General features: G+C 62.6%; 12 protein-coding genes and 1 pseudogene. 11 read left to right on the top strand and 2 right to left on the bottom strand.

Going from position 1 to position 13310, the window contains the following annotated elements; translation table 11 throughout:
* Window positions 1-418 (top strand): annotated as a pseudogene (locus EN949_RS07040) (dihydroorotate dehydrogenase (quinone)); the annotation flags it as partial.
* 268 nt (window positions 419-686) lie between these two features.
* Here the strand turns inward: EN949_RS07040 and EN949_RS07035 are convergent.
* Complete coding sequence (locus tag EN949_RS07035) at window positions 687-2060, bottom strand: MATE family efflux transporter (protein WP_082826726.1); 1374 nt, start codon at window positions 2058-2060, stop codon at window positions 687-689.
* Between the two features lie 132 nt (window positions 2061-2192).
* Between EN949_RS07035 and EN949_RS07030 the strand changes: the two genes are divergently transcribed.
* Window positions 2193-3098, top strand: a complete 906-nt coding sequence (locus tag EN949_RS07030; protein ID WP_063170026.1) for a histone deacetylase — start codon at window positions 2193-2195, stop codon at window positions 3096-3098.
* A 76-nt stretch (window positions 3099-3174) separates the two neighbouring features.
* Here the strand turns inward: EN949_RS07030 and EN949_RS07025 are convergent, their stop codons facing one another.
* Window positions 3175-3438, bottom strand: a complete 264-nt coding sequence (locus tag EN949_RS07025) for a DUF6460 domain-containing protein (RefSeq protein ID WP_013533620.1) — start codon at window positions 3436-3438, stop codon at window positions 3175-3177.
* A gap of 457 nt (window positions 3439-3895) precedes the next feature.
* Between EN949_RS07025 and EN949_RS07020 the strand changes: the two genes are divergently transcribed.
* The 9 genes from EN949_RS07020 to EN949_RS06980 all read left to right on the top strand — a co-directional run bounded on the left by EN949_RS07020 (window position 3896) and on the right by EN949_RS06980 (window position 13273).
* Window positions 3896-4513 (top strand): outer membrane protein, encoded by a 618-nt coding sequence (locus tag EN949_RS07020; protein WP_082826646.1) that lies wholly within the window; start codon window positions 3896-3898, stop codon window positions 4511-4513.
* 315 nt (window positions 4514-4828) lie between these two features.
* Window positions 4829-5221, top strand: coding sequence for a hypothetical protein (locus EN949_RS07015; RefSeq protein WP_013533622.1), 393 nt, complete (start codon window positions 4829-4831; stop codon window positions 5219-5221).
* 40 nt (window positions 5222-5261) lie between these two features.
* Window positions 5262-5936, top strand: a complete 675-nt coding sequence (locus EN949_RS07010; RefSeq protein WP_013533623.1) for a response regulator transcription factor — start codon at window positions 5262-5264, stop codon at window positions 5934-5936.
* Window positions 5933-7432, top strand: a complete 1500-nt coding sequence (locus EN949_RS07005) for a HAMP domain-containing sensor histidine kinase (protein ID WP_063170024.1) — start codon at window positions 5933-5935, stop codon at window positions 7430-7432. The genes EN949_RS07010 and EN949_RS07005 overlap by 4 nt, the downstream gene beginning before the upstream one ends.
* An 80-nt stretch (window positions 7433-7512) precedes the next feature.
* Window positions 7513-8502: a glycosyltransferase family 2 protein gene (locus EN949_RS07000; protein ID WP_181172679.1), complete on the top strand. Its 990-nt coding sequence runs from the start codon at window positions 7513-7515 to the stop codon at window positions 8500-8502.
* Window positions 8495-9196, top strand: coding sequence for a class I SAM-dependent methyltransferase (locus EN949_RS06995; RefSeq protein ID WP_063170022.1), 702 nt, complete (start codon window positions 8495-8497; stop codon window positions 9194-9196). The genes EN949_RS07000 and EN949_RS06995 overlap by 8 nt, the downstream gene beginning before the upstream one ends.
* Window positions 9174-9641, top strand: coding sequence for a GtrA family protein (locus EN949_RS06990; RefSeq protein WP_063170021.1), 468 nt, complete (start codon window positions 9174-9176; stop codon window positions 9639-9641). Before EN949_RS06995 ends, EN949_RS06990 begins: the two co-directional genes overlap by 23 nt.
* Before the next feature lie 40 nt (window positions 9642-9681).
* Complete coding sequence (locus EN949_RS06985) at window positions 9682-11163, top strand: hypothetical protein (RefSeq protein WP_063170020.1); 1482 nt, start codon at window positions 9682-9684, stop codon at window positions 11161-11163.
* A gap of 196 nt (window positions 11164-11359) precedes the next feature.
* Entirely contained in the window at window positions 11360-13273 is a 1914-nt protein-coding gene (locus EN949_RS06980) for an acyltransferase family protein (protein WP_063170019.1), read from the top strand.
* Window positions 13274-13310 lie beyond the last annotated feature (37 nt).

Genomic DNA, 13310 nt, shown 5'->3' with positions numbered 1-13310 from the left:
GCTGGAGGACATCGCCGCCGAAGTCACGGAAAAGCGGGTGGACGGCGTCATCGTCTCCAACACCACCATCTCCCGACCGCCACTGCGCAGCGGCGACACCGCGCGCGAGAGCGGGGGGCTCTCCGGCAAGCCGCTGTTCGAGCGTTCGACCATCGTGCTGGCGAAGATGCGCAAACTGCTCGGGCCGGAGCTTGCCATCGTCGGCGTCGGCGGCGTCGATTCCGCCGATACGGCGCTGGACAAGATCCGTGCGGGTGCCGATCTGGTGCAGCTCTACACCGGCATGATCTATGCCGGGCCTTCGCTGCCAGGCCGTATTCTTTCCGGAATGGCCCGTTTCGTCGAAAAAGAACGGCTGAAGTCGATTTGCGAGTTGCGCGACAGCCGCCTCGACTTCTGGGCGTCCAGGCAACTCTGAACTGCTCTCAGGAGCGCAGGTCGCGGCTGACGGCCCGCTCGCAGATGGTGCAACGAACTCGGGTCAAAGGGTTCCTTCGGAGCTTTCGCCGGGCGTTGGCTGACGGCGCATCAAACAAAAAACCCGCCAGTGCGGCGGGTCATTGGCGCAAATCAGCACCATGGGCAAAAATCTACCACAGCTGAGGTCACCGAGTCAAGAAAAAATTCCTATCGCGAAGCTGCCGCTCAGTGTCCTGGACGGCGCAGGGCCTTCCGGGGGACACCGTCTAAAACGCCGTCCGCACCCTGAGCCGCAGGATCGTCAGCAGGCTGAAGCCTCGCACCAGCAGGAAGACGTGCAGCGCCGCCCAAAGTCCAGTGTTGCCGAAGGCCGGCGCAAGGGTCAGCAGCGCGGCCGCGAAAACCAGGAACGACAGCAGCATCATGTTGCGCATGTCGCGGGACCAGGTCGCGCCGATGAAGACGCCATCCATCTGGAACGCCAGCACACCGCTCAGCGCCGTGAATGCCGCCCATGGCAGGTAGATGTCGGCCACCGAACGGACGTCCTCCGATGTCGTCACGAGAGCGACCAGATTGGCGCCACCAGACAGCATTACCAGCGTCGCGGCTCCCGCCAGCCCGAAACCCCAGAACAGCGTCAGCCGCACGGCCTGGCGGAACGGTGCGGCGGCACGTGCGCCGACGGCACGGCCCGCCAGCTGTTCGGCGGCGGTGGCAAAGCCATCGAGGAAATAGCCGGCGACGAGGAAGAAATTCATCAGCACGGCGTTGGCGGCCAGCGTCACCGTGCCGAACTGCGCGCCCTGGCGGGTGAACAATGCAAAGGCGGCGAGCAGCGAGAACGAACGGATCATGATGTCGCGGTTGAGCGACAGCATGCGCAGGAAGGCGGTCATGTCGAGCAGGCGATGGCGCGGCAAGGGCGGGGCCGCGCGAAACCGGCGGATCACGATGGCCAGGCCGAGCAGCATGGCCAGGAACTCACCGGTGACGGTCGCCCAGGCAACGCCGGCGACGCCCCAGCCAAGTTCCAGCCCAAGCAGGAAGCACAGCGCGATGTTGATGCCGTTCAGCACCAATTGCAGCACCAGTCCAAGCCCGCCCTCGCCCCGCCCCAGCACGTAGCCGAGGATGGCGTAGTTGATCAGCGAAAAGGGGGCTGCAAGCAGCCTGATCCTGATGTAGACGCCCATCGCCTCGCTGACGCGCGGTTCGGCGCCCATGAATTTTTGCCCGGCGATGGCGACCAGCGGCGCAAGGGCAGCGAGCACGATGCCGGCGATAACCGCGATCAGCACGGCGCGCCAGAACACCGCCTGTTCCTCCAGGGCATCGCCACGCCCGAACGCCTGTGCGACAAGGCCGGTGGTGCCCGAGCGCAGGAAATTGAAAGAGGTGAAGACGACGTCGAAGATCAATGCGCCGGCCGCCAGGCCGCCAAGCAAGGCGGCATCGCCGAACTGGCCGACGACAGCCGTGTCGACCAGGCCGAGCATCGGCGTCGTCAGATAGGCTAGCGTCATCGGCACCGCGATGGCGAGCACGGAGCGGTTGGTGACGACAAATGATCCGGAGTGAATCGGCGATCCCGAGAGGATCGGGGATCCGGCGTCGGCTGGGGTTGCACCTTTGTCCAAGGATTGCTGCCTTGCTGATTGCGGCTTGATGGAACCGTCGATGTGCCCCATTTTCCGGCCACCGCGCAATCACCTATCCCTTGACGGCCAACCGAAATCCCGGTCTGGCGTGAGCCAGCCGGATACGAGTTCATGCCTCTGCAGATCGTCCATCATCCCGACTACGACGCCGGCTTCGCCGTCAACCATCGCTTTCCGATGAGCAAATATCCCCTGCTGATGGAGGCGCTGCGGACACGCGGCCTCGCCGGCCCCGAGGCGCTCAGCACCGCCGAACCGGCGCCGGCTTCATGGCTGGAGCTTGCCCATGCGGCGGACTATGTCGACCAGGTCGTCAACTGCCGCGTGCCCGAAAAGATCGAACGCGAGATCGGTTTTCCGATCGGCCCCCGCGTCTCGCTGCGCGCGCAGCTTGCCACCGGCGGCACGGTGCTGGCGGCGCGGCTGGCCTTGCGCCACGGTATCGCCTGCAACACTGCCGGCGGCAGCCACCATGCGCGGCGCGCGCAAGGCGCGGGCTTCTGCACCTTCAACGATGTCGCCGTCGCCGCATTGGTGCTGCTGGCCGAAGGCGCGGCACGAAACATCCTGGTCGTCGATCTCGACGTGCACCAGGGCGACGGCACGGCGGATATTCTCGCCGATGACCCGCGCGTGTTCACCTTTTCCATGCATGGCGACCGCAACTACCCCGTGCGCAAGATCGCCTCCGACCTCGATGTCGCGCTGCCCGATGGCACGGGTGACGCTGCCTATCTCGAGAGGCTCGCCGCCATCCTGCCGGAGCTGTCCGCCCAGGCGCATTGGGACATCGTGTTCTACAATGCCGGCGTCGACGTCCATGCAGATGACCGGCTTGGCAGGCTGTCGCTGTCGGATGACGGTCTGCGCGCCCGTGACGACATGGTCATCAGCCATTTTCGCGCGCAGGGCGTTCCGGTCTGCGGCGTCATCGGCGGTGGCTATTCCACCGATGTGCCCGCCCTTGCCGCGCGCCACGCCATCCTGTTCGAGGTCGCCGCAGGCTACGCCCGGTAGTTCTTCAAGCATGATCTCGGGACAAACGGTTTCCGTTTGTCCGAGAAAACCGGTTCCCACTTTTCGGGATCATGCTCTACTTCCGGTAGTTGGCAAGCCTGAGCAGGATGAAGGCCGGCACGACGATAGCCGCGCCCAGCAGGATATAGCCGAGGAAGCGGTCGATGGCGTGGAAGCCGAGATTCCACAGGTCCATGAAGAACTTCCGGATGCCGTAGAGCACATCCATCGGCGACCAGCCGAAGGCATTCATGACCAGGCCGACGAGGAAAGACACCACCAGCAGTTTCAGGATCACCTTGAGCGGCGAGTCGCCAAGAAAGCGCGTCAGTGCGGACAAGGCTCGTCTCCCGATTGAGGCACCCAGGCTCGAGGGCGTCGGCCAGACATACGCACTTGGCTTGTCCGCTTCAAGCCGGGAGTTTTGCGGGATGCCAACGGCCTGCACCGCGCGATTGCATGGCAGGCTTGTGCTGCCAAACGGACTAAACCCGCGCCAGACTGTTAAATTTGCGTAAACAACATCGCTTTAATTTATTGAAAACAAAGCGAAAAACCTTCATTTTTCGATTTCCCGCAATGTGCGTGCAATTTTCGCCTGCGAGACGGTCGGCGTCTTTCAGGCGATTGGCCGCGCGGGCGATCTGACCCCCTACCACAACTGGCGAAAGCCAGTCCCAGGACCGCGCAACCATCCCTGAAAGACACCAAATCGGAGCCCGACCGCCTCAACGGTCGAGTTCTTCGGGAAACCTGCGCATCGATTGCCGGATGCGCGCGTGTGTTGGAGTAATGCAGTGTTCTCTCAAGCAAAGATCATCCTGACGGCAAGTGCCCTTGCCATGTACCTCCTGGGGCCGGCGATGGCCGCCGACCTTTCGCCCGCCTACAATGATCCCCCCGCGTTCCAGTGGAGCGGCGCCTATGTCGGCGTGCATGGCGGCACGGCGTTCACCGGGATGCCGAACCCGTTTGCCGGCAGGAATGGTCTCAGCGGCGGCGTTCAGGCCGGCTACAACCAGCAGATGGGTCCAGCGGTTCTCGGTGCCGAGATCGAGGGCTCCTATCTGGGCGGCGCCGAGCACGACGTCCGGGGCGGCAAGATCAAGGAAAAATGGCGCGGTGCCGCCAAGGCCAAGGCCGGCTTGAGCTTCGACCAGACGCTGCTGTTTGGAACCGGCGGCGTCGCCATGACCAAATTCGACAAGGGCGACAAGGTGAACGATATCGACGGATGGAAACTCGGCTATCTGGTCGGCGGCGGCATCGAGCAGGGTTTTGCCGGCGGCCTCTCGGCCAAGGTCGAATATGACTATGTGCGCACCCCAGGCGTCGAAACGACGTCCGCCCTGGGCAAATCCAAGGCGACGATCGGCAGCCATGAACTGAAGGCCGGCATCAACTACCGGTTCTAGGGCAGGCCATGGGTTCCGTTGAACCTGTTCTGTATTCTGCTTGAACGACCTTGCGCGGCGCCCGGATGCAACGGGGCCGCGCGATTGCTTTGCCTCCATCCGCACCGTCATCGACGCATGTCGGCAGACCGCATTTGGGTGCCAGGTCCTGCGTAATGCCGATGCAATCTTCACGTCCTAAAGCGCGTCGCATCGAAACGGATCATGCGGCCCGCTTCAGGTTTTGTTTTGTGCATGTCGTTGTCCCAAAACCGGGACCGCTTTTGGGCGACATGCATTCGGTGCCGCGGATGACCTTGATGACGGGAATCGGATATGTCCAAACGCAGCGCAAACCATCTGGTGTGGATCTCCAAGGCGTTCTTCATCGCGATCGTGCTGGTGCTGACGGGATGCGCCTCCGACATCATGAAGAACTACATCGGGCAACCGGTCGAATCGGTCATTCTGGACTACGGGCCGCCGACCGCCGTCGTTGATCTCGGCCGGGGCGAGCGGGCCTATCAGTGGCGGAAAATATCCACCAATGCGGTTTCCGGAAGCTCCAGCGGCGAAGTTCGCCACACAAAACACGGAACCGTCTACGAAGAAACCGAAACGCCTGGCTATATCGAGCGCCAGGAATGCTTCTATACGTTCTATGCCCGCGCCTCGGGCGGCAGATGGTTCATCACCAATTTTCGTCAACCGAAGCTGGAATGCGAATGAATTGCCACAGCGTGCCGGCTGCCTGTGACGGAGAGTGCGCATGCGCATCCTGCTGATCGAGGACGAGCCGGAAATGGCCTCGGTGCTGAAGACCGCGCTCGAGCGCCAGGACATCATCGTCGACCATGCCGCGACACTGGCGGATGCCGAAGCCGTGGCGCGGCTCGGCCACCATGACGCGGTGGTGCTGGACCGCCGGCTGCCGGATGGCGATGGCCTCAGCCTGATCCCGCGCCTGCGGGCCTTGCATCTGGACGTGCCGGTGATCGCGTTGACGGCGCTCAGCGGGCTCGACGATCGCGTGGCGGGGCTCGACGCCGGCGCCGACGACTACATGGTCAAGCCGTTCGCCACGGTGGAACTGGTCGCCAGGCTCAATGCCTTGCACCGGCGTTCGTTCACCACGCGTGCCAATCAGGTGATGGTCGGCCGCCTCACCTATGATTTCCGCCATCGCGAGGCGCTTGTCGAGGACCAGGCGCTGGAACTGCCGCGGCGCGAGCGGCTGGTGCTCGAAACGCTCATCCGCAGGCCGGGGCGGACGATCATGCGCGGGGCGCTGGAAGAAGCCGTCTATGCTCTCGACGACGAGATCGGCTCCAATGCATTGGATGCGCACATTTCGCGGCTGCGTCGCAAGCTCGACGACGTCGCTGCCGGCATCGAGATCAGGGCGATCCGCAACCTCGGTTATCTCTTGCGGGCCGCCTCGTGAAGAAGTCGCGCACGCGATCGCTGCAATGGGTGCTGGTGCGGCGGATGATCCTGTTGCAGGCGGCGACGCTTCTTGTCTTCATCGTGCTGTGCGCGGCCGCGCTGTGGATCGCCGATCCACGGCTTCTTGTCGACAACGAGGCTGCCGTCGCCACCCTCAAGGATGCCGTCGATCGTGACGGCAACGGCAGATTGATCGTCCATGAGACCGATGGATTGCGTTCGTTTCGTAAGGGGTTCCCCAATGTCTGGTACATCATCCGCGACAACAACGGCCAGAGCATCCGCTTCGGCAGCATACCCGACGTCTACACCAGGAATTTTGGCGATCTGCTGGGCCAGGCCGATCACGCCACCATCGGATTTTCCGAAGATGATTTGAGGCCGGAGGCCTACCTCGAAAAAGTTTCGACCAAGGCTGGCACGGTTCAGATCATTGCCGCGACGCGATCGTCGCGGGAAGAGACCGACGGCCTCGAAGTCACCATTTCGGCCACCATCGACGTCGCCAAGAACCCGGACGGCAGCAGGAACTGGGAGAAGGCGCTTCCCGCTCTCGCGGCCATCATCGTCATCCTGCTGCTGCCGATCGTCCTCGTCATGGGAGCCACGACCCTGGTGACGACGCCAGCCGTCGTGCGCCGGTCGTTTGCCGGCCTCGTCGACACCGTCCAGCAGGCCGCGCGCATCGACATCGGCACCCGTGCGATGCAGCTGCCGGTCAAGAATGTGCCGCAGGAGATCGCGCCGCTGGTGCATGCCTTCAACCAGACGCTGGCGCGCCTCGCCCAGGGCTATGACCGGCACAACCGCTTCCTCACCGACGCGGCGCACGAACTGCGCACGCCGATCGCCATCCTGCGCACGCGCGCCGAATTGCTGAAGCAGGAACCGCAAAGCGCGCGCCTGCTGCATGACATCGAGCGCCTGTCGCATCTTGCGCAACAGCTGCTCGACCACCAGCTGCTCGACCGCCCGGCGGACCAGCGCCAGATCATAGACCTCTGCGATCTTGTCGGCCGGGTCGCCGCCGACTTCGCCCCGCTCGCCATCGAAGCAGGCTACGATCTTGCCTTCGAGCCGCCAGCCAACAAGGTCCATGTCGAGATCAACGTGCTGCAGATCGAGCGGGCGCTGGCAAATCTCGTGCGCAATGCCATCGATCATGGCGGCGGTTCCGGCACGATCACCATAGCGATCGATGAAAACGGCGGCGTCGAAATCCGCGACGAAGGCCCAGGCATTCCAGCCGATGAGCACGAGAACGTTTTCGAGCCCTTCTACCGACTGCGGCCGCAATCGCGCGGCGCGGGCCTGGGATTGAACCTTGCCCGGCAGATCGCACTGCTGCACGATGGCTCCATCCGGATATTGGCCGGCTCCTGGCAAGGCGCCCGCATCCGCATGGAGTTGCCGGTTCGGGCGGTGGCCGCGTGCGGCAGAAATGATGGCCGGCCCACGGTTGCGGCCGATCCCGCTGGCTTATCTGTTTTCTAACCAATTGCCGCTATTCCCAATCGGATAGCGGGAGCAAGGCTTTGGTGGAGACGGAGAGAAACACCGCGCGACGCGGCGTCATGCTGTCGGTGGTCATCCCATGCTACAACGAGCTGGATGGCGTGGCCGAACTGCATCGGCGGGTAACGGCCGCATGCCTTGGGCAAGGCCCTTCCTACGAGATCGTCCTTGTCGTCGATGGCGCGACCGACGGTACGCGCGAGGCCATTCTGCAGCTGGCCGAAAAGGACGACCATATCGTCGCCATCGACCTTGCCCGCAATTACGGCCACCAGATCGCGTTGAGCGCCGGGCTCGAATTCTGTCGCGGCCAGCGCATTCTCATTCTCGATGCCGACCTGCAGGATCCGCCTGAACTGCTCGGCGCGATGATGACGAAGATGAACGAAGGCTTCGATGTGGTTTACGGCCAGAGGCTGACGCGCGATGGCGAAAGCTGGTTCAAGCTCGCCTCCGCATCCATGTTCTATCGCTTGCTGCGCCGGATGGTCGACGTCGACATAGCCCCGAATACCGGTGATTTCCGACTGATGAACCGTCGCGCGCTCGACCATCTGAACGCGATGCCAGAACGTTACAGGTTCATTCGCGGCATGGTGAGCTGGATCGGGCTGAGACAGGTGGCTTTCCCCTATGAGCGGCACCGCCGCTTTGCCGGCACCACCCACTATCCGCTGAAGAAAATGCTTCTTCTGGCGGTCGACGCCATGACCAGCTTCTCCATCGTGCCCTTGCGGTTCGCCTCGCTGCTCGGAATGATGTTCGGGCTTCTGGGGCTGGTCGTGCTCGGCTACACGCTGCTCGAATGGTCGGTCGGAAACGTGTTGCCCGGCTGGACCAGCCTCGCCGCGATCGTGCTGATCCTCGGCAGCGTCCAGCTTATGGTGCTTGGAATCTTCGGCGAGTATCTCGGGCGCATGTACATGGAGACAAAGCGGCGGCCGCTCTACTTCGTCAACGAGATCGTTTCGCGCAGCCAGGCGGTGGAGGACGGCGAATTGCCGGTCCATCGCCTGCAGGAGATGGCAAAGAGGGCCGCACGTGCTTGAGGCGGAATTCGACCAGTTTGCGCGGGAATATCAGGAGCAGCATGCCGCAAGCATAAGGCTGAGCGGCGAAAACCCGGATTTCTTCGCCAGGTACAAGATCGACGACGTCGCCGCGACGCTGCGGCGGGCCGGTGTCAAACCGCGACGAATACTGGATTTCGGCGCCGGCGTCGGCAATTCGCTCGGCCATATGCGCAACGCGTTTCCCGACGCGGAGATCACCTTGCTCGATCCTTCGCGGGAATCGCTCGACATCGCCAGCAAGCGCTTTCCCGGCCAGGCCGCCTTCACGCATTTCGACGGCAAGACAATTCCCTTTGCCGACGGCAGCTTCGACCTGGCCTTCGCGGCCTGCGTCTTCCACCATATCCCCGAGAACCTGCAGATCGGACTGTTCGCCGAGATCGGCAGGGTGCTGGCCTATGGCGGCAGCTTCTTCGTCTTCGAACACAATCCTTGGAACCCGCTGACCACGCACGCGGTGAGGAACTGTGCCTTCGACGAAAACGCGGTTTTGATAAATTCGCGCGAGATGCGCGGGCGCATGGCCGAGGCGGGCCTTGCCAATACGAGGATCGTCTACCGGATTTTCTTTCCTCGGATGCTTGCGAGACTGAGGCCGTTCGAGCGCTTCCTCACCAAGGTACCTGTCGGAGCCCAATATTTTGCGCATGTGGTCAAGCCTGCCGTTTGACTTCCCGAGGATGCTGCGATTTGGCGCCGTCGGTCTGTTGAACACGGCGCTGGGATACGCGGTCATTCTGGCCGGGCTTGCGCTGGGTCTGGGCGACATCCTTGCCAACGCCACGGGCTATGCCGCCGGCCTTGTCCTCGGCTTCTTCCTCAACCGCCAATGGACCTTCAGCAGAGCCGATGGCTTCAAGCCCGGGACCGCGCTGCGCTATGGGGGTGTCTTTCTGGTCGCCTACAGCATCAATCTGGCCGTCGTAATCGCCGCCCGTTCAGCAGGCATCGTCGAAAACCCGCTGGTCCACCTCGCGGGAATCTGCGTCTATTCGGTTGTTTTCTATCTTGGCTCGGCTCGCTTCGTGTTTGTGGGGCGTGGGGACGACAGCACCGACCGCACAGTTCGGGTGGCCGACAAGCCTCGGCGGCAGCCCGCCAATCCAACACCTTGAACACCCAACTGTCACCGGAACCGATTAGAGGCGGCGCAGCATGAACGACGCTCAGGCCAGTGCGGCGGCCGCGACATACAACGAGCGGAGCAGGCTGATCTTCTGCCTGCTCGCGGCCTTGGCGATGGCGGGTGCGTTGGGTGCCCAGGCAGGCGCCACCCTGCAGGATCCCGACAGCTGGTGGCAAGTGAAGGTCGGTCTGGATTTCCTGACTAACCGGACATTTCCGACCGTCGATCCCTATTCCTACACGTTTGCCGGCCAGCCCTGGATTGCCAAGGAATGGCTGGGGCAGGTCCTGCTGGCTCTTGCCTACCGGGCGGGCGGCTGGAACGGGGTCGTCAACGCGATCATCGCCTCGATCTCCCTGACGGTTTTCCTGATGGGGTGGTTTCTCAGCGCATGGCTGAAGCCGATCCTGGCGATTACACTGGCGTTCGCCGCGGTGTTCCTGATCAACCCGATCTTCACGGCGCGTCCGCATGTCTTCACCTTCCCGATCATCGTCATCTGGACAGCGGTCCTCTTCGGTGCGGCAAGGGAAGAACGGGCGCCGCCCTGGTGGCTGCTTGTGCTGGTCGTATTATGGGCGAACCTGCACGCCACCTTCACCTTGAGCTTCGTCATCGCGGCTTTCGCCGGTCTCGATCTGCTGGCGCGCACGGGCCTGTCGAAACCGTCCCTGCTGGCGAAGTGGATCGCGTTCGGCCTGCTTTGCCCGCTGGTGAGCCTGATCCACCCCTACGGCGTCCAGGCCATCCTCGCGACGCTCGCCGTGGCCTACGGCAATGAGGCGGTGTCGCTGATCATGGAATGGAAACCGTTCAGTCAGCCGGACAGTCCTGTCCAGGAAGCGGCGATGCTGCTGGCGCTTTTCGGGCTTCTGGTATCCCGGTTGCGAATTGGCTGGGCCAAGGCGTTGTTCGTCGTCTTCACCCTGCATGTCTATCTCGCCCATGTGCGCTTCATGTATCTGTTCTTCCTGCTGATTCCGCTGGTGATGGCGGCCGAGGTCGCACAGCAATATCACTCGCTTTCAGCCACCGCATGGCTGGCCGAAAAGCGCGACGGGCTGGAGAGATTCTTAGCCAGACGGTTCTACGCCATCTGCGGCACGGCAGCCGTTCTGCTGATCGGCGGGATCGCCGTGCTCGGCAGCGCCTATCAGGTCGCGCCGAGCCCGAAGACATCGGCCAGCGGGGCGCTGGCCTTCGCGCAAAGCCATCATCTGTCCGGCAATGTGTTGAATTCCTACAATTTCGGCGGCACGCTGATTTTCCATGGGTTCAAGACCTATATCGACGGACGGACGGACCAGCTGTTCCTGGGCGGCTTCACAAAGAGCGACAACGACACCGGACGCGGAGACGGCAAGCCGCTCCTCGAAGCCCGCCTGAAGAAATACGCAATAGATTGGGCGCTGCTGTCGGCCGACGACAGCCGGATTCCCTTCTTCGACCAGTTGGGCTGGAAACGGGCCTACTCGGACGATTACGCGGTAATCTATCTGCCCGGCGCCTGATCCTGTGCGTTCCTGGCGGATTTCGCGACAGCCAATATATGCCTTGACACCCATGTTGCAGCGCAGCAAAATTGCTGCCTGAGGGTAAGCCTGTGAGACCGACGAGCCGGGATTTTCAGCACGACCGAAGGCATCGCCGCATGAGCGTGTCGGGTGCGGCCGCACGGATCATGGTGGTCGCGCGCGAGCCGGCCGGATGAACTACCGGCGCGACATCGACGGCCTGCGGGCCGTTGCGGTGCTGCCCGTCGTGCTCTTCCATTTCGGCGTGTCCGCCATTCCTGGCGGCTTCACCGGTGTCGACATCTTCTTCGTCATATCGGGCTATCTGATCAGCGGCAGCCTGCTCGATGATCTTGAGCGGGGCCAGTTCTCGATCGGCCGCTTCTACTGGCGCCGCGCCCGGCGCATCCTGCCGGCGCTGACCTTCGTCATCCTGCTCTCGAGCATTGCCGCCTGGTTCATCCTTCTGCCTTCGGATCTCCACGAATTCAGCCTTAGCGTGATCGCCGCCGCGACCTTCTGGTCGAATATCTATTTCTGGAGAACGATGAACTATTTCTCCATCGACGCAGAACTGCGGCCGCTCCTGCACACATGGTCGCTTTCGGTGGAAGAGCAGTATTATATCTTCGCGCCGATCCTGCTTTATCTGATCCACCGATACGTCTCGAAGCGCTGGCTGACGGTACTTCTGCCGATGGCCGTCGGCAGCTTTGCCCTGGCAGTCATAGCAACCTCGCTGGCACCGACGGCAGGCTTCTATCTCTTGCCGACGCGCATATGGGAGCTGGCGCTGGGCGCCATGCTGATGTTGCGGAAGCCTCCGGTCCTAGCCGGTCGGCTGGCGGTGGAACTGATCGGCCTCGCCGGCTTTGCCCTGATTGCGTTTGGCTTTGTGATGATTTCGGACAGCGATCCGTTTCCCGGCTACAATGCCCTATTCCCCTGCATCGGAACAGCACTGCTGATCTATGCTGGCCAGGATAACGCGGACAGGCCGGCACCTGTCGCCACTCGCGTGCTTCGGTTGGCGCCGCTGGTCTGGGTCGGCCTGATTTCCTATTCGCTTTACCTCGTCCACTGGCCAATCAACTCGTTCGTCCATTATCTCTCGCTGAAGACCGTCGGTGTGCCAACGATTGTCGCGATGACGGTGGCCAGTTTCGCCCTGGCGGCATTCTCCTGGAAATATGTCGAGCAGCCCTTCCGCCAGAAACGAGCCTATACCGCACCGCTGCCTATCTTCGCTTTTTCGGCGACGGCCATCGCGCTGCTGTGCGCCGGTGGTTTGGCCGGTGCACTGGGCAACGGTTTCCCGCAACGGTTCCCGGACTTCTCGACCGAACGTATCCGGGTCGGCGACTGGCGCAACGGCATCTGCTTCAACGAAAACGGGACCCGCATCGAAGACTGGAATCTCGCCGACTGCACCCGTACAACGGGCTTTGCCACCAATGTGCTGCTGTGGGGCGATTCTTTCGCTGCCCATTATGTATCGGGACTTGAGCCCAACGCCCAGAAAATCCAGGCCAATGTCATCCAATACACCTATGCCGGCTGTCCGCCCGACCTGACCTATTTTTCCTATGCTCGGCCCGCCTGCACCCGCTTCAACGAACGGGCCTTGTCGATCATTCGCGACGCAAACATCCAGGCGGTGATCCTGAGCGGCCGATGGACCGACTACCAGGCCAGGGGCTTCGCCGGCCTGCAGAAGACGATCGACCGGCTTCGCGAGATGGGGGTCAAGGTCTATACCGTCGGCCAGTCTCCGGAATTCATCGCCGACGTCCAGAAGATCGCTTTCTTGGTGAAGCGGGAGCATGCCGGAACCACATCCTGGCCTATGGCTATGGATCCGGGCATCAACGCACGGGTTCTGCCGTTCACCAAAGGGGCCGATTTCATAGATCCGCTGACGTATCTGTGCGACTCGGCCGGTTGTTCATACGCCGACGCCAAGACCAATGAATTTCTCTACTTCGACTATGGCCACTTCTCTTCCGCCGGCGCGACGCTGGCCATCTCGAAATACTGGCCAAGTTTCGCCACCAGCGACAAGGCCGCGAAGGCAAACCGGCAATTCACGGCCGCAGGCGCGCCGTGATCCGCAGCACGACGGCGTCGTGCCGAAACGGACCGCT

Origin of the sequence: Mesorhizobium sp. M7A.F.Ca.US.007.01.2.1, assembly GCF_003998165.1 — a bacterium.
In the GTDB taxonomy this organism is placed as follows: domain Bacteria; phylum Pseudomonadota; class Alphaproteobacteria; order Rhizobiales; family Rhizobiaceae; genus Mesorhizobium; species Mesorhizobium ciceri.
The sequence above is the reverse complement of the archived record's forward strand: the minus strand, read 5'-3'. Positions and strand labels throughout refer to the sequence as shown.